Source organism: Hyperthermus butylicus DSM 5456, from assembly GCF_000015145.1.
In the GTDB taxonomy this organism is placed as follows: domain Archaea; phylum Thermoproteota; class Thermoprotei_A; order Sulfolobales; family Pyrodictiaceae; genus Hyperthermus; species Hyperthermus butylicus.
This window is the reverse complement of the sequence record NC_008818.1, coordinates 1,346,111-1,361,665: the sequence shown is the minus strand read 5'-3', so window position 1 is coordinate 1,361,665 and position 15,555 is coordinate 1,346,111. Positions and strand designations below refer to the sequence as shown.

The 15,555-nt window shown below is 54.8% G+C and carries 16 protein-coding genes and 2 pseudogenes; 9 read left to right on the top strand and 9 right to left on the bottom strand.

The features are described 5' to 3' along the window. Positions 1 to 7: 7 nt before the first annotated feature. The 5 genes from HBUT_RS07160 (at position 8) to HBUT_RS07140 (ending at position 5,533) form a co-directional block, all read left to right on the top strand. The gene (locus HBUT_RS07160; protein ID WP_011822512.1) at positions 8 to 1,468 is read left to right on the top strand and encodes a (Fe-S)-binding protein; all 1,461 of its coding nucleotides are present in this window, start codon (positions 8 to 10) and stop codon (positions 1,466 to 1,468) included. Positions 1,469 to 1,511: 43 nt separating this feature from the next. After that, entirely contained in the window at positions 1,512 to 3,437 is a 1,926-nt protein-coding gene (locus HBUT_RS07155) for a nickel-dependent hydrogenase large subunit (protein ID WP_011822511.1), read from the top strand. Between the two features lie 137 nt (positions 3,438 to 3,574). Continuing rightward, positions 3,575 to 3,811 carry a hypothetical protein gene (locus HBUT_RS07150; RefSeq protein WP_011822510.1) on the top strand — a complete coding sequence of 79 codons (237 nt, stop codon included), beginning with the start codon at positions 3,575 to 3,577 and terminating at the stop codon, positions 3,809 to 3,811. Between the two features lie 45 nt (positions 3,812 to 3,856). Then, positions 3,857 to 4,909, top strand: coding sequence for a flap endonuclease-1 (fen, locus tag HBUT_RS07145; protein ID WP_011822509.1), 1,053 nt, complete (start codon positions 3,857 to 3,859; stop codon positions 4,907 to 4,909). Between the two features lie 156 nt (positions 4,910 to 5,065). Next, on the top strand, positions 5,066 to 5,533 hold the full coding sequence (locus HBUT_RS07140) for an EamA family transporter (RefSeq protein ID WP_011822508.1): 468 nt from the start codon (positions 5,066 to 5,068) through the stop codon (positions 5,531 to 5,533). A gap of 90 nt (positions 5,534 to 5,623) precedes the next feature. Here the strand turns inward: HBUT_RS07140 and cysC are convergent, their stop codons facing one another. Next, positions 5,624 to 6,205 (bottom strand): adenylyl-sulfate kinase, encoded by a 582-nt coding sequence (gene cysC / locus HBUT_RS07135; RefSeq protein WP_011822507.1) that lies wholly within the window; start codon positions 6,203 to 6,205, stop codon positions 5,624 to 5,626. A 250-nt stretch (positions 6,206 to 6,455) separates the two neighbouring features. Between cysC and HBUT_RS07130 the strand changes: the two genes are divergently transcribed. Next, entirely contained in the window at positions 6,456 to 7,940 is a 1,485-nt protein-coding gene (locus tag HBUT_RS07130) for a hypothetical protein (RefSeq protein WP_153801417.1), read from the top strand. 190 nt (positions 7,941 to 8,130) lie between these two features. Here HBUT_RS07130 and HBUT_RS10110 read toward each other — a convergent pair. From HBUT_RS10110 to HBUT_RS09865, 6 genes and pseudogenes are all read right to left on the bottom strand, one after another. After that, positions 8,131 to 8,895: pseudogene (locus HBUT_RS10110) on the bottom strand (NAD-dependent epimerase/dehydratase family protein); the annotation flags it as partial. Positions 8,896 to 8,967: 72 nt separating this feature from the next. Beyond that, positions 8,968 to 9,081 (bottom strand): annotated as a pseudogene (locus tag HBUT_RS10060) (NAD-dependent epimerase/dehydratase family protein); the annotation flags it as partial. 145 nt (positions 9,082 to 9,226) lie between these two features. Next, on the bottom strand, positions 9,227 to 9,412 hold the full coding sequence (locus HBUT_RS07120; protein WP_048061545.1) for a hypothetical protein: 186 nt from the start codon (positions 9,410 to 9,412) through the stop codon (positions 9,227 to 9,229). A 39-nt stretch (positions 9,413 to 9,451) separates the two neighbouring features. Then, positions 9,452 to 9,643 carry a hypothetical protein gene (locus HBUT_RS09875; protein ID WP_228546735.1) on the bottom strand — a complete coding sequence of 64 codons (192 nt, stop codon included), beginning with the start codon at positions 9,641 to 9,643 and terminating at the stop codon, positions 9,452 to 9,454. A 96-nt stretch (positions 9,644 to 9,739) separates the two neighbouring features. Then, positions 9,740 to 10,246 carry a hypothetical protein gene (locus HBUT_RS09870; RefSeq protein ID WP_228546734.1) on the bottom strand — a complete coding sequence of 169 codons (507 nt, stop codon included), beginning with the start codon at positions 10,244 to 10,246 and terminating at the stop codon, positions 9,740 to 9,742. Beyond that, complete coding sequence (locus HBUT_RS09865; RefSeq protein ID WP_228546733.1) at positions 10,152 to 10,544, bottom strand: hypothetical protein; 393 nt, start codon at positions 10,542 to 10,544, stop codon at positions 10,152 to 10,154. The genes HBUT_RS09870 and HBUT_RS09865 overlap by 95 nt, the downstream gene beginning before the upstream one ends. A gap of 584 nt (positions 10,545 to 11,128) precedes the next feature. Here HBUT_RS09865 and HBUT_RS07110 point away from each other — a divergent pair. Together HBUT_RS07110 and HBUT_RS07105 are read left to right on the top strand one after the other, a co-directional pair. Continuing rightward, positions 11,129 to 11,368: an AbrB/MazE/SpoVT family DNA-binding domain-containing protein gene (locus tag HBUT_RS07110; RefSeq protein WP_011822505.1), complete on the top strand. Its 240-nt coding sequence runs from the start codon at positions 11,129 to 11,131 to the stop codon at positions 11,366 to 11,368. Continuing rightward, positions 11,313 to 11,759, top strand: coding sequence for a PIN domain-containing protein (locus tag HBUT_RS07105; RefSeq protein WP_228546732.1), 447 nt, complete (start codon positions 11,313 to 11,315; stop codon positions 11,757 to 11,759). The genes HBUT_RS07110 and HBUT_RS07105 overlap by 56 nt, the downstream gene beginning before the upstream one ends. A 194-nt stretch (positions 11,760 to 11,953) precedes the next feature. Here HBUT_RS07105 and HBUT_RS07100 read toward each other — a convergent pair whose 3' ends face one another. Both HBUT_RS07100 and HBUT_RS07095 read right to left on the bottom strand, forming a co-directional pair. Continuing rightward, the gene (locus HBUT_RS07100; RefSeq protein WP_048061869.1) at positions 11,954 to 14,155 is read right to left on the bottom strand and encodes a CDC48 family AAA ATPase; all 2,202 of its coding nucleotides are present in this window, start codon (positions 14,153 to 14,155) and stop codon (positions 11,954 to 11,956) included. Positions 14,156 to 14,393: 238 nt separating this feature from the next. Continuing rightward, positions 14,394 to 14,672 (bottom strand): elongation factor 1-beta, encoded by a 279-nt coding sequence (locus HBUT_RS07095; protein WP_011822502.1) that lies wholly within the window; start codon positions 14,670 to 14,672, stop codon positions 14,394 to 14,396. Between the two features lie 119 nt (positions 14,673 to 14,791). Between HBUT_RS07095 and HBUT_RS07090 the strand changes: the two genes are divergently transcribed. Next, positions 14,792 to 15,511, top strand: a complete 720-nt coding sequence (locus tag HBUT_RS07090; protein WP_048061544.1) for a hypothetical protein — start codon at positions 14,792 to 14,794, stop codon at positions 15,509 to 15,511. The last annotated feature ends 44 nt before the right edge of the window (positions 15,512 to 15,555 follow it).

The following is a 15,555-nucleotide window of genomic DNA, read 5'->3' as shown; positions in this document are numbered from 1 at the left end:
GTAGCCTATGGCCGCGACAGGTAGCCCCGTGGCACGCGATATAGCTATGAAGGTGAGGGAGAGAATTTCCTGGAGCGGCTTTGACAAGGCGAAACTGGATAGGGCTGTAGCCAAGTTTGTGGGCAGGATAGATGTCGTCAAGCTACACTTCCTAGAGGCGTGCGTTGGCTGTGGTGTATGTGCACCAGCATGTCCATACTACTATGTAGATGAGCGGAATGCACCGATGATTAAGGCTGAAAAGGCACGCTACATATACCGTAAGAAGCTAACGTTTGCTGGTAGGATACTTGGCTGGCTAGTGAACGCCAAGCTTCCAAAGAGCGAGAAGGATCTTGACGAGATTGTAGAGGCTGTGTATCGGTGTACAAACTGTGGCCACTGCTACCTGACATGTCCGTTCGGAATTGACAGTGGTAGTGTGATCCAGGAGCTGTTAAAGATTGTGGCCACTGATATGGGTAGAGTGCCATCCCTCATAGACTTCTTCGCCGAGCTAGAGAGGAGCGGAGCATTCTACGAGGTTCCAAGCCTTATGGAGGCTTGGAAGGCTGCACTAACCAAGGCTGAGGAGGCTATCGGGAAGAAGCTGCCATACGATAAGGCTGGCGCGGAGATACTACTACTGCCAATGCTGACAGACGCACTATTCTACCCCGGAGCCATCGCTGGCGCCATAAAGATCCTAGAGGCTGCCAAGCTAGACTACACAGTGCCCAGCAAGCCACTGGGCTTTAGAACGCCGGTAGCCGCTGTAGCCGGAAGACCGGAAGCTGCCAAGGAAGCTCTCAAGAGGCTCGTTGACAGCATTGAAAAGCTCGGCGTAAAGACTGTAGTATTGCTGGACGGCGGCTTCCCCTATTTCTGGCTGCGTTGGAAGGCGCCAACAGTCCTTGGCAGAAAGCTCGATTTCAAGGTGCTCCACATAGTAGAGCTTGTCGACGAGCTAATTTCAAAGGGTAAGTTGGAGTTCGAGACGGCAGACGACGAGGTAACATGGCATGATCCGTGCCAGCTTGTCCGGAGGGGAGGTGTGGTAGAGGAACCCTACAGGGTCATGGCGAAGGTTAGCAGAAGGTTTAGGCCACTACCCCATCATGGCGTAAACAGTCTATGCTGTGGCGGTGGAGGAGGCATAGGCTGTATGAGCATGGAGATGATCAAGCAGTTCTCCAGCCTAGTAGGACTCAAACCCGAGGACCTCATTAGCGGCGAGAAGGAGAAAGAGTTCATCGAGAAGACCGAGAAGGCGTGGGCCGTAGCACTCAAGAGGAAGATAGACCATATACGTGAGAGTAAGGCGAAGCCTCGTAGTAACAGCTTGCCCGGTCTGCATGCACTCAATTGCTGGCGGTGCAAAGATCTACGGTCTCGAAATCGGTATTATGCATATTGCAGAATACCTTGGAAGGTATGTGCGGGGTGTTGGAACCAAATGACAGTTCATGACCCGTACACGGTTTTTTGACAACACAAACCCCGGCTGAGCACAGTGACGAGGGGTGCACACAATGACACGTACATCACGCACAATTAGGATCCATATAGACCCTATAACGAGGATTGAGGGGCACCTCGGACTCCGGCTCCACGTAGATGCAGAGACTAGGAAGCCTACCGGCGAGGCATGGACATTCGTAACAATGTTCCGTGGCTTCGAAATCTTCAGTATAGGCAGACCGCCGGAAGACCTGCCGCACGTAACCAGCAGGATTTGTGGTGTATGTGGCGCCAGCCATGCTAATGCTAGCGTTCTAGCAGTAGACATGGCATATGGTGTTAGCCCAAAGCCCATGGGTGTTGTGCTTAGAAACATGGCATTCGCTATGACCGACCACATCTACGACCATAGCATTATTCTCGGCATGCTCGAGGGCCCCGACTATAGTGCAGCAATAGTCTCGAAGTTTACGCCAAGCGTATATGACCACGCCAAGAAGGTCTACGCTGAGCACAGGGATATACATGGCTTTACAACCATAGCAGACATAATGGAGGCCCTTAACCCGCTCACCGGCAAGGTGTGGCAGTACGCGGTTAGGTTCCAGAGGCTTGCTAGAGAAGCTGGCGTACTTATCTACGGTAGGCACAGCCACCCATCAACACTGATACCTGGCGGCATATCCACTGACATAAGCGATGCAGAAAACCTACTACTAGCCTATACGACACGCCTCATCAAGCTAACTGCGTGGGTAAAATGGTTCTACGCTCTATGGGAGGACCTGCTAAGCTTCTTCGAGAAAGAAGTAACGCTGCCGGGAGGCCTGCCATACTCCTGCAACGGGCTAAGTTACGCCTACACCAGCGAGCCCAGCGAGTGCCCAGGCATGAAGACAACCGTCCTAGCAGTAACAAGCAGCGGTATATTCGACGACCCCGAGGCGTATGGCGAGGACATGCCACAGTACGACCCAGTAGAATTCTACAAGGCCATAGACAAGGCCGCTATTAAGCGCCTACTAAAGCCGGGTATAGTGATACGCGGTGAACTCGTCTCCACAAGCCTTAAGGAGTACCAGCGCAGCATAATGGAGCACGTTGAAAGGGCGTTCTACGAGGACTGGGATAAGCCACGCTGGTATCGAGAACAAGATCCCGAGGGGAGCCCGCTGCTGCACGGCAAGTATGACGCAAAGTACCATCCATGGAACAAGGTTACCATACCGAAGCTTGAGGGCAAAGCAATCAACTGGAGTGGAAAGTACACATGGGCAACACATGTAAGGCTAGTATGGAAGGACGGCTCTATACTACCATTCGAGGTAGGCCCCTATGCAAGGCTGCTCATAACATCAATGCACAACTACAGCGTTAACGTTGACGGTGCTGATGCATGGTTTAAGGCTGGTGGGAGGGAGATAACTGTACACCTGCCACGCGCTTGTACAGACGAGCTACCAGGCTCTGTCTGCGAGCCAATGGAGTTCAAGTGGAAGGTGCCACCAATAAGCACGACGATATACAGGCTATGGGCTAGAGCATTCAACCTACTGTTAGACGTAGTGGGCGCCTGGAAGGGTGTATCACAGTATCGCAGCCTACTAGATAAGCGGTATACCGAGACATCGAGGCCGTGGAAGGTACCACGAACAATAACTTTCGGTTTCGGCTTCACCGAGGCGCCACGCGGCACTGTGAGACACTGGGTAGTCCAAGAGAACGGTAAGGTGCTCAACGTGCAGATACACGCGCCAACCACGGGCAATGTCTCGCCACATGACAGGTTCGGATACAGCCCCTTCGAGCAGAGCGCGCTAAACAGCTGGGTAACAGAAGAGCTGCCACCCGAGGAGTGGCAGGGCCTAGACTTCGTGAGATCGATAAGGAGCTTCGACCCATGCCTGGCATGCGCTGTCCACCTAGCATTCCGCAAGGACGGCAAAACCGTCAAGACCGTCGAGAAGATGCTAACACACGCATACTACACCTTCTGAGCCCCCACGCCGTTTTTTAACACGGTATATCTCACCCCCAGGATATATTAGCCCCAGACTCACTTGCGCCACTTTACTGGCCTCCCGGCTAGCCTCGCTAATTCTAGCTGAGGCGACAGCCTGGGGTGGTTATCGGGTTGGCTTCCGAGGAGACTTGGAGGAGCATCCCGCTCTACTACGCTATCGTGGAGGAGCTTGAGAGGCGAGGAGGAAACGCCAAGGACATTGAACTGTATAGAGCGATTAGAGATAAGTTTGACGTAACCTTCTCGGAGTTCCTCAGGGCACTGATGAAGCTTGAGATGCAAGGTATAATTTATGTTAACGTGTTGAAGGAGAATCTCAGAAACGTTGAGCTCATAGCCAAGTCTTAAAGCAGTCCCACCAGGCATCCTACCTAGCAGGGGCTAGGTGGAGCCTTGGGAGTTAATATCAGGGAGGTTATCCCACCGGAGGCTATTCAGGAGATAGACCTTGCTCATCTAAAATACAAGGTCGTAGCTATTGACGCATATAACGCGCTCTACCAGTTCCTCACAGCTATAAGACAGCCCGATGGAACACCACTCATGGACTCCAAGGGCCGGATTACAAGCCATCTCAGCGGCCTATTCTACCGGACCATAAACCTAATGGAGCACGGAATTAAGATAGTCTACGTTTTTGATGGAAAGCCACCCGAGATGAAGTATCTCGAGATTGAGAGGCGCAAGCGGGTGAAGAGCGAGGCTGTAAAGAAGTACGAGGAAGCTGTGAAGAAGGGTGATACAAAAGCTGCAAGGCGCTATGCACAGATGGCTGCTAGGCTTACCGACGAAATGGTAGAGGATGCTAAGAAGCTGCTTGACGCTATGGGGGTTCCATGGGTGCAGGCTCCCGCCGAGGGTGAAGCCCAGGCAGCATTCATGGCTCGGCGTGGCGATGCATGGGCCGCTGCAAGCCAGGACTACGACTCTCTCCTCTTCGGCTCCCCGAGGCTCGTAAGAAACCTTGCAATTACTGGTAGGCGTAAGCTGCCACGAAAAGACGTCTATGTCGAGATCAAGCCGGAACTCATAGAGCTGGATAAGCTTCTAAAGGCCTTGGGGATTACCAGGGAGCAGCTCGTAGCGCTAGGCATACTGATAGGAACAGACTACAACCCCGACGGTGTAAAGGGGATTGGTCCTAAGACAGCATTGAAAATGGTGAAGGCTCACCGTGACCCTGTAAAGCTTCTACAAGGCCTTCCTAGGCACGAGTTTCCAACGGATCCACTGAAGATCTACGAGTACTTCCTCAATCCGCCAGTAACGACCGACTATAAGCTTGAGTGGAGGGAGCCCGACGAGAAGAAGGTGTTCGAGATTCTAGTCGAGGGGCATGACTTCAGCCCGGAGAGGGTCAGGAATGCGCTTGAGCGGCTCAAGAAGGCGTATAGGGAGCATTTCCGGGGCCAGCAAATGGGGCTTGACGCCTGGCTACGAAGGTAAATACCATATATACGCATCATAGTTATTTTGCTTATCCACTACCAATATGGCGTAGCTCCTTACTTCTAGCATCCATAAAGCCATAAGCTGGCCCAGTCCAACACTTTTCATAGCCCACCCCTACATACATGTCTCTAGCTCTGGGTGCCTGAGAGCATGGCTGGCGAGCAGTACTGGGCCCTCTATGCTCTTGGCGCCTTCGTATTCTTTGGTGTCACAAACTTCATCCTCAAATATGCCTCCGTGAAGGGAATACCATCTATTGAGGGTACCGCCATACTCCTCCTCGGCGCAGGCCTCACCGGCATTCTGGCGACACTGGTAATGATGTACCGGGGCATGTTTGATGGCAGCCGTAATCCCAGCCTAGCCGGGGTAGATCCAAAGTACTTCGCCCTAATGGCTGTGGCCGGGGTAACCCTCGCCCTCGGTATGTACTTCCTAAAGCTCGCAGTAGCAACGGGTAAGGCTGGCCCAGCCACCGCGATAGCACTGTCGAATGCTGTGCTCGTAGCAGCGCTAGCCTGGCTAGTCCTGGGCGAGAAGCTCTCCACAAGCGAGCTGGTGGGAATGACACTCTACGTCGCGGCAATACTGGTCTTCAGCCTCAAACCCCTCGGCTAGCAGCTGGAAACCAGCCAGGCACTGGCCACACGTTCACCAGGTAGCCGTCTAGGTACATAGTGACGGCGAGGCCGTGGCTGCTGTAGCGTGTTAGCCTGGCTTATCCCGGGGTAGTCTCGCAAGTATCGTTTCAACAAGCTTCTCGGCGTTTTCCTCAGCTGTATTGCTTACCGTGTCTAGCTCCAGGTCCGGGTTTTCCGGCGGCTCGTAGGGGTCGCTCACCCCGGTGAAGTGCTTGATTAGGCCTTGCAGCGCCTTCCGATAGAGGCCCTTCGGGTCGCGCTTGATGCATTCCTCCACTGGACACTTGACGTAGACCTCTATGAAGGGTACACCCTCCGCCTCGACTATTTCCCGCACCTCCCTACGTACGTCACGGTATGGGGAGACGAAGCTGCAGAGAACTATAACACCGTGCCGGGCCAGAAGCCTGGCTATCCACGCTACCCGTAGAAGGTGTCGGCGCCTCTCCTCCCTGGTGTAGCCCGCATCGGGGTTGATGGTCTTCCTTACCCAGTCGCCGTCAAGGTGCTCGACGCGATACCCCATCTCGCGGAGCTTCTCCGCGGCGAGACGGGCTATAGTTGTCTTGCCGCTACCCGGCAGCCCCGTAAGCCACGCTACAATACCGCGTTTGAGGCATATCAGCCCAGCATTCCCATGGCGCTCCAAGACCCAGCTCCCCACGCCACTTAGGCTTACCAGGAACACTTCATTCTTCTTTAAGCTTGTACCACCCTCCACGCTCGTGCTAGCCTAGCCTCAACCCGGTTCATGCGGAGGTTGCGTTGTTGATCCCGGCCCATCACAGCCCCCTGCTGGGTGAACAGTGTCTCTATGCCTGAGGCGTGGAGGTTTTGACGGGGTTGCTGGAGGTGTGTATTAGAGGACTGTTGAGGCTTAGGGGCTGCCTAGCCTCTCTGTGAAGGTGTCGCAGGTCATGGGTGTTGTGGCCTTTACTATTGTTCGTAGCTTGCTGTATGGGGTTGCAATTCTCGTGAATGCTGTCGCGTCTATTATCATTGTCCGCCGCCTCAGCGTGCACGACTATGCGCTCTACCAGACTGTTATGAAGCGCGTAACGGAGTATGCTGCCCGGCTGCCAGGGCTCTACGGGCTCTGGCTGTACCGCTACACGGTGCAGGGGGTTCGCGGCGCTGCTACTACTGGCTTCATGCTCTCCCTAGCAGCTGGCCTTGCAGCAGCCGCCATGAGCTATACGGCTGTAGCCCAGCTTGGCGCGCCGGGTGGCGTTGCTGTTCTCGCTGCGCTTGCTTCCTCCTCCGCTGTTTGCTGGGCTGGGCTGAGGCTTGCTGTTGATGCTGTCCGCCCGCTCCGTGCCGCCCTACTTGTTCTCATCCAAAGACTGTTCTACGGTGCTACGGTTATCCTATTCGTGTACATGGTTGGGCTCGGTGTTGGAGGAGCCTTTACCGCCGCAACGCTATCCTACACCGGCGTGGTGGTGCTGGGGCTTTTCTGGCTCCGGGGCCGCGAGGCGCTGGCGTGGCCGGGTCTCCGCCGGGCTGTGGGGATTGCCGTTGAGTGGCTGCGCAAGGCCTACGTGACAGCGATGATTAATATTGCTAGGCTTGTCCAGACGCTTGACGTTGTTGTAGTGTATGCATACTCGGACGCCGCAACCGTGGCGGCATTCTTCGCAATAACAAACATCTTCATGCTGATAACCGAGGCCGTACGGGCCAGCTTCATCTACCTACAGGGCTTCGTGCTGTCAACCCAGGATTACCGCTCAGCAGTTAACGCTGCCAGACTCGCAGCACTTCTAGCATCGCCGCTACTCGTCTACGCAGCGATGCACCCGCTCCACCTGGTGTACCTCCTAAACCCGGTCTACTATTGGGCCGCCCCCGCAGCCCCCCTCGCTGCCGCCAGCTCGCTCGTATTCATGGTTGGTATCGGTGTTCTAAACCTTCTAGCCGGCCTAGTACGCGAAGAGCCCGGAGCCGAGCGGAGACTAGCCAGACTGTACTCGTCCATGCTGGTGGCAGCTCTCACGTACCTGGGAGTCCTAGCCCTCGGCCTAGCCCTTACAGACACCAGGCAGGGCAACGTGACGGCCTGGGCAGTAGCCCTCCTAGCGCACAGCATCACGCTCCTTGCACTAGTACTAGCCAAGGCGCCGTCCAGCATCCGTCACGCACTAGCCAAGCCGCTAGCATGGAGCCTCCTAGTATACCCCGGGCTCGCCGTCCCCGCAGCCCTAGCCTTCCACCCACGAGAGCCACCCTCGCCACGGTTCTGGCAAACCCTACAATCGCTGGCCCTCCCAGCCACCGGAGCCATGCTGCTATACTTCGCCACAGTCCTGCTCGTCGATAGCTGGGCCCGCACCATAGCACTAGCAGCAGTGAAGAGGGCTAGGAGACTGAAACTCCCCCGCTAGCTCCGATGGTACTCTAGCTCGAGCGCATAGGTTGTGCACTCGTATCTGTAGCTACTATGCGTGACGAGGATGCCTCAACACGCTATGCCAACCCGAGGTTTTCCTGCAGCAGATCCCCGTCGACACCAGCTATGCTGACAGAGACGACACTAGGATTGACAGCAGGGTTTCATGGGGTGGGGCGGGGCTGCTAGGATGTGCCGGCTACCCGGTAGTACTCGATGGTTCTCCTCAGTCCTTCCTCTAGGCTTGTCGCCGGCTTCCAGCCCAGCTTCTCCCACGCCAGCCTTATGGATGCTTTGCTCTGCCTGACGTCCCCGGGACGTGGCAGCTCGTAGCGTGGCTCCGGGCAACGCCCAATGAGGCTGCAGATGAGCCAGTATAGCTTGTTTATGTTGGTCTCCACTCCGGTTCCAATGTTCACCGGCCCCGTGTACCTGGTCTCGAGCGCCTTGAGGTTAGCCTCTGCCACATCGCCCACGTAGACGAAGTCCCGGGTTTGCTCTCCATCGCCGTAAATTACTGGGGTGCCGCCCCAGAGGAGTGTGGTTATGAACTTGTATACGACCCCGGCGTAGGGCCCCGGGCGCATCCGTGGCCCGTAGACGTTGAAGTAGCGGAGTGCTACGGGCTTCAAACCATAGTCCCTCATGTAGCGCCAGAGGAGCCGTTCGCCCATCAGCTTCGTCTTCCATACAGGCTAGCTGGCTCTCGTGGGTGGTTCTCGTCTATCGGCAGGTACCGTGGCTCCCCGTAGACAGCGACGCTGCTCGCGTAGACCACCCTCTCCACGTCTAGCCGGCGAGCGAGCTCCAACACGTTCAAGGTGTCCTTAACGTTCACGTCCAGGGCCCGCTGGGGGTTCTCCGCCACCTCCACAATGTTGACGAGAGCTGCCAGGTGCACTATGCCAGCCACGTCGTCGGGCTTGGCGTGCTTCGAGACCCGCTCCCACAGCATGGGCCAGTCCGCCGCATCGGCCTCGACGAGGACGAGCCTCTCCGGGGGGCACACTAGCCAGGTTACCCCGGGACCCTGTGTACAGGTTGTCAACCACCAGCACGGTGTAGCCCTTCCCGGCGAGCAGCTCCACCGTATGGCTGCCTATGAAACCGGCACCACCCGTAACCAGGACCAGCACTGTCCGCCGCCATGTGCATGTCTAACTCCTATCCGAGACATTAGAGCCTTTGCTCTCCAACAGCAGCAGTGCGGCGAGGAATCGAAAAGGGAAATCAGCACCAACCACGCCTGGATAGAGCCGTAGACAATTGCCTCGTAAAAAGCTAGACTCGCAGCGCCATAGAGACTCGGAGAGGTGATTTTGTGAAGGGTATCGGGTACTGGCGTAAGCTTGGATAAGTTCCTAGGCTGGTACTGCTATAGAGTGCTACTATTGTTCCAGTCCACACCCTAAACGTGCTGTTGAGTGCTACTATGTAGCCGTCGGCTGGCATCCTGGCCTCCTCCACCGTGTCTCCATAGGGGACAGAAACCTTTGTGAGGGTCTTTTAGGTTAGGTTGAGTCCTTTTAGGGCTACTAGGTAGGCTGATGCTGTGTGCCTACCTAGTCTACACCTCTTCATAATCTCGTCGTGTTCTTTTGAGCGCGTTGTTCCCTTGGGGTCTACATAGCTTACCTTTATCGAGTACAGCGGTGCTTTCATGGCCATCATCTCTATTACTGAGCTACGAAATGTCATCACCTTCCAATTGTAGTTCTTTCCTAGTCTCCTGCCGTTCCTTATCCACAGGAGCTTTGGTTTGCCTAACACATCTGGGTTCTCAAGGAATAGAGTCTAAACTCCGTGTTGATAGGCATAGCTGAGCATCTCATGCACCCTCGTACCGATGATGCTCCTAGCTCTTCTCCCCGGAAAGCCTCTAGCTGTTACCTCTCGGAACCAGAAGGTATAGGTATCCCTAAGATTACCGTTCTCGTCAACTATAGCAAGGCTAATCCTATCAATGTTAATGTCTACTCCGCCATAGAGTTTCCCGTCGTTTCTCCTATATCTGGTCATGTGTTTGTAGTAGAAGTCTAGTGGTATGCTTACCTGTAGCTCTCCCCTCACGTAGAGTGTTCCATCTCTAATATTCCACGTCTTCAACACTATTCTAGGGTTGTATGGTTGTGTTTCGCTAAGTACCTTCTCTAGGAGCTTCCTAAAGCTACCCGATGTAGATATCCTAAGCCTTATTCTCCTAGCTTCACGGCTGTAATCGAATACCGTTACCCACGCCTCGTCCACACTCTTTAGGGTTATGTTTCTCGGCGGATACTCCTTCTCGCTCTGCTGAAACATCAGCCAGCTCTCCAGCTCCAACCTCTCTGAAGTCGACGCCTACCCGTCTACAAGACTCGTAGATACCCATAACTAGAACGGCTACGGAGTCAGCGTATCTGCGATTGGGGATAACCTCGTATGCAAGCCTCCTAAACGTGTTCTTCCAAGCAATTTTCGAAGCTGGCAGAACAGGCATAGACTTGGCATAGGAGAGAACTCTATGTGTTGCCAGCTTAAACAGCCACGCCGTGGATAGGAGTAGTTTTGTATTCTCTCCAGAAGCATTGAAACCAGCGGTAACGGTAACATAGCTCAAATCCTATACCTATATGGGGATATACCCAGAAAACCCCATAAATCTTGTTTGCCCCCGTTGTCTCCTGGTGGGCTCGGGGTTCCGAGAACCGCTCAGGGAGGGCGGTGAGGGGCCCCGAGCCGTGCCGGGATGACCCCGAAGGCGGCACCATAAAAGACCCTAACCCACCGCTCTCGGGTGAACGGCTCCTTATCCTGGCAACCAGCTCTCCCTCCGTGAGCCTCACGCCTACGCCAACCGTGTACTCTATGAGACTCGGCTTCTCCGCTACAAGGTCTTCGCGGTGCGGATCCTGGACTCGAGGAAGGTTAACTCATCCACTAATTATTGGAGGGCTCGGCATGACTGATCAATAGTTGGAGGAGGTCAGAAGCATAGGAGTCAAGTGTACGCTGTGGAAAGGTTCTCGGCGCGTAGCCCCTTCTAAACTACTGTAGCTTCGTGGCTCATGTAGCTATTGTAACCGTGGAAGCTACCCGCTCCCAAGACAAAATGGTGATATAGCTGTGCAGCGTGCGGTAACTCTACATAGCTAGTAGGAACGTTAATATACTAGTAGGCCTTGAATCGCTAGTAGGGATACCTTGGGTGAAATAGTTAAAGTTACACGTAACTACCAGGTCACAATACCTGCCACGGTAAGAGCAAAGGCCAATATAAGGGAAGGTGACCTTGTAGAGGTGCTGTACGACGAAGATGAGGGCGTGATCAAGATCATCCCTGTTAGACGTAAGAGGCTCACAATACGGCTTGGGAGGAGGATAACAGTTGAGGAGATCGAGGAGGCAATCGAAGAAGCTCTTGACGAAGCCACTTCTCCCTGACACTAACGTACTCGTCTACGAGACGGTCGAAGACAGTCCACACCATGAAGAGGCTGCCAACATCATAGACGCTGCGGCCAAGATCATACTCCCATCAATAGTAGTCCACGAATATATCTGGGTCATGGTAAAGAAGCTTGGGGTGCCACCAGGCTTCGTGACGCGGAAGCTCCAGGAGTACCTTGAGGACCCGCGAACTAGGTATCTGGCAGAACCTCCCACGGCGCTGTACCAGGCCCTCAGACTGTTAGAAGAGCACAGTGCCAGTCCACGCGAGGTTAACGATTACATAATACTCGCCACAGCCATGTACCACGGCACTGTACTGGCAACATTCGACGAAAAGCTGAGAAAACTCGCCCAGAAACTAGGAGTAGAGACTACCCCATAGCAATATCAGAGGATAGCATCATAGCACCGAGCAGTCGGAGAAAAACTGCTTATAGCTTGGGATGGTGTGTCCGCTCTAACAAGCTCCACGCATGCTACGAGAATAATGAGACTCGACCCACCGCCCTGGTAAAAGATCATATATGGTTTAGGGCTTGACGGAAACCCAGATAAAGAATGTGTGACGGATAGGGGTTAAGTGAAGAGTGTCGGCTTTACCTTTACCAGCCTGCTGCCTGGTAGCTGCTGGCGCGCCTGCTGGTACCACTCCTCGTAGAACTTCACCATCTCGGGTGTTATGCTTGGCCTCACGATCTCCAGAGCTTTGAGGAAGTGCCTCATGTGTACCTTGGTGGCGTTTATGTCCTCCCTCAGCGCTAACATCGCTGCCTCTCTCACTAGTGCTGCTAGGTCTGCACCGCTGTAGCCCTCTGTCCTCAGCGCGATTAGCTCGAGGTCTACGTCCTCTGCCAGCGGCATCCTCCTCGTGTGTATCCTCAGTATCTCGAGCCTGGCCTTGGTGTCGGGTGGTGGCACATAGATTATCTTGTCGAACCTGCCTGGCCTCAGCAGTGCTGGGTCGAGGATGTCTGGCCTATTAGTGGCAGCTATCACGACAACGTTGCTCAGGGGGACTATGCCGTCTAGCTCTGCCAGCAGCTGGTTCACGATACGGTAGGTTACCCCGCTGGTATCGTATACTCCCCTTGTCTGGGCTATCGCGTCTATCTCGTCGAAGAAGATTATCGCGGGCGCGTGCTGCCGGGCCTTCCTGAATATCTCCCTTATCATCTTCTCGCTTTCGCCTACCCATTTGCTGAGTATTTCGGGTCCTCTTACCGCTATGAAGTTGGCTCCACTCTCCGTCGCAGCAGCCTTAGCGAGGAGCGTCTTACCCGTACCAGGTGGGCCAAAGAGCAGTATACCCTTCGGCGGCTCGACGCCCATGCGGCGGAAGATGTCTGGGTTCTTTAGTGGCCATTCGACAGCCTCCCTTAGCTGCTGCTTAGCCTCCTCAAGCCCTCCGATATCGTCCCAGCGTACCTCTGGTACCTCGATATATATCTCCCTGAGGCCGCTGGGCACTATCTCCCTCAGCGCTGCCATGAAGTCCTCCATTCTTATCTCCATCTCCTCTAGGACCTCGGGCGGTATACGGTCCTGGTTCAGGTCTATCTTTGGCAGGTAGCGGCGCAGCGCGTGCATCGCTGCCTCTCTGACGAGGGCTGCTAGGTCTGCGCCTGTGAAGCCGCGGGTTAGCTCCGCGAGCCTCTCCAGGTCGACGTCCTCGGCTAGCGGCATGTTCCGGGTGTGTATCTGGAGTATCTCCAGGCGGCCCTGCTTGTCGGGCAACGGTATCTCTATCTCCCTGTCGAACCTGCCTGGCCTGCGCAGCGCGGGGTCGAGAGCATTCGGCCTATTAGTAGCGGCTATCACTATCACGTCGCCGCGGCTCTCAAGGCCATCCATCAGCGCTAGGAGCTGGGCTACGACTCGCCTCTCAACCTCGCCTATAACCTCGTCCCTCTTCGGCGCGATAGCGTCAATCTCGTCTATGAATATTATGGCTGGAGCGTGCTTCTTTGCCTCCTCGAAGATTTCTCTCAGCCTCTGCTCGCTCTCGCCATAGTACTTGCTCATGATCTCTGGGCCGTTAATAGCGATGAAGTACGCGTTGGTCTCGTTCGCTATCGCCTTTGCCAGCAGGGTCTTGCCCACGCCCGGCGGGCCATAGAGCAGTATACCCTTCGGCGGCTCGATGCCGAGCCTCTTGAATATCTCTGGGTGCTTTAGGGGCAGCTCGACTAGTTCACGCACCTTCTGGATTATATCCCTCATTCCACCGATATCCTCGTACGTGACTCTTGGTATCCTACCCTGCTCCACAGGCCTCTCTAACACGATTATGTTGGTATCGTGTGTTATTGTTACTACGCCGTGGGGCTTTGTCTGGATTACAACGAAGGGTATGGACTGGTTTAGAACTGGCACAAGAACCGTGTCGCCCTCGACTACCGGGTAGTCTGCCAACTTTTTCTTCACGTAGTTTACAAAGCCGGCATCAATGGTTATCGAGAAGTTTGCAGGTGCAAGCTTGACGGTTATGGCTGGTTGTACCTCAGCCTTGCGGACGATGACTTTCTCTCCTATGCTGACGCCGGCGTTCTTCCTAATCAGCCCGTCCATCCTAATTATGTCCTGGCCCCGGTCCTCCGGGTAGCTCGGCCACGCGACAGCTGCAGTCTTCTTCCGGCCCTCGATCTCCACAACGTCGCCCGGCTCTGCATCTATCATACGGAGTATGTCGACGTCTATCCTGACCTTGCCCTTGCCTACGTCTCGCTGCTTAGCCTCAGCGACCCTCAGCACGACCTCCTTCCTACGCCTAGACGTCATGGCCGCCACGGTCTTCACCCTATAGCCTGCCGGAGACCATTAGGCACCCTTATGAGCCTGGATTTTCTGTGATGGGGAACCCCTGGTAGAACTTTTGAGAGCATATACCCGTTTATTTGGCTAGCTCTATGGAGTCCAGGGCCCCCTATATAGCTGTGCGAATAGCGTTCAAGCCCTACGATATGGTGTCGAGCTGTAAAAACATCCATTTGACTTGAGCATACTCCGGACTGTACAGCTAGTATTCTGATATCCTGTGGACGGCCTCTACCTCTATCTCCTCGACGCCCTCAACGCTCTGTAGTATCTCCTCGAGCTTTGATGTGCCGCCCTCGCTCTCCTCCGGGATTATCACGTAGAGCTTGAGGGCGTTGAGGCCGAAGGCTATTGGTACCTTGTCGTACCTAGTTATCTCGTAGTCGCTTGGCAGCTTTGACTTTATCTTCTCGACAAGCTCGTCCAGGTTTATCTCTGGGCTTGAGGGGTAGACTGTTGTTACGACCAGTACTCTCGCCATAGGCCTCGCCGTGCCTAGCCCGAGACCCTGGAGAGGATTATATTGTGTCTCCCTCCAAGCCCTATGGTTTCTGCTGGTCCAGCCTCTTGCATGGCTGTGCTTTAGTGCTGCATCATAATATGTACGTGTATATTGAAATATTCGAGTCTAACGCTAAAAAGGCGTGTTCTGAGCTTCTAGGGTTTCCGGGGTCAGCGGTGACTGTTGGCAAGGTGCTGGTTCAGCCTCTGCTCGTCGACGTGCTGCTGCGTGCATCGGGATTACCGACGAGTAGAGAGGTGGAGGAACTAGTATCTAAGGCTGAGCCTGTCGAGGTAATTGTGTCGAGGTGCGATGAGGGTAATGTGGCGGCTAAGGGCTGTAAGCTTGTCAGACTATTGTTCGACGGCTACCCTGTAAGGCTGCGCGAAGGTAGGGTTGAAACTCCCACTGCTGGGTTTGACGTACCCCCTCCAAGCATAGCTATTGGTGGGAGGCTGGGGTTCCGCTACAGGTTCCACGGGCTCCCCGAGGAGATACTTGCACCGATGCTCCTGCTTGTTACCGCTGCTGCCGGCGGTGCCTGGAAGCCGAAGAGCTGTGCTGGCCTAGACGCTGCTAGGGGCCGCATGCTGCTGTATGCTGTGCCGGGTGCACCCTGCGCTCGCGCTATTGCGGCCTCGCTCCAGGTTGTATACTGTAGTGATGCGGCTGAGATAGACGTGGTTAACATAGATACGTTAAACCTGCTTGGCAAGAAGCCTCCGGTAGATAAAGTCCCATCATTCAGGCTACCATCAGGCAAGCTCCACATAGGCGTGCCTCCCACGCCCGAAAAGCTAGCTGCAATATGGAGGTAGGGGATTTGCTGGCACGGCCCCTGGGAATCGTGTATTACCAGCTC

What these genes read in the sequence shown, in the direction of transcription:
- HBUT_RS09870 (WP_228546734.1), bottom strand. Translation starts at nt 10,246, where the DNA reads ATGTTTCAGCAGAGCGAGAAGGAGTATCCGCCGAGAAACATAACCCTA.
- HBUT_RS07100 (WP_048061869.1), bottom strand. Translation starts at nt 14,155, where the DNA reads ATGACGTCTAGGCGTAGGAAGGAGGTCGTGCTGAGGGTCGCTGAGGCT.
- HBUT_RS09875 (WP_228546735.1), bottom strand. Translation starts at nt 9,643, where the DNA reads ATGACATTTCGTAGCTCAGTAATAGAGATGATGGCCATGAAAGCACCG.
- HBUT_RS07140 (WP_011822508.1), top strand. Translation starts at nt 5,066, where the DNA reads ATGGCTGGCGAGCAGTACTGGGCCCTCTATGCTCTTGGCGCCTTCGTA.
- HBUT_RS07090 (WP_048061544.1), top strand. Translation starts at nt 14,792, where the DNA reads ATGTACGTGTATATTGAAATATTCGAGTCTAACGCTAAAAAGGCGTGT.
- HBUT_RS07095 (WP_011822502.1), bottom strand. Translation starts at nt 14,672, where the DNA reads ATGGCGAGAGTACTGGTCGTAACAACAGTCTACCCCTCAAGCCCAGAG.
- HBUT_RS07155 (WP_011822511.1), top strand. Translation starts at nt 1,512, where the DNA reads ATGACACGTACATCACGCACAATTAGGATCCATATAGACCCTATAACG.
- HBUT_RS07160 (WP_011822512.1), top strand. Translation starts at nt 8, where the DNA reads ATGGCCGCGACAGGTAGCCCCGTGGCACGCGATATAGCTATGAAGGTG.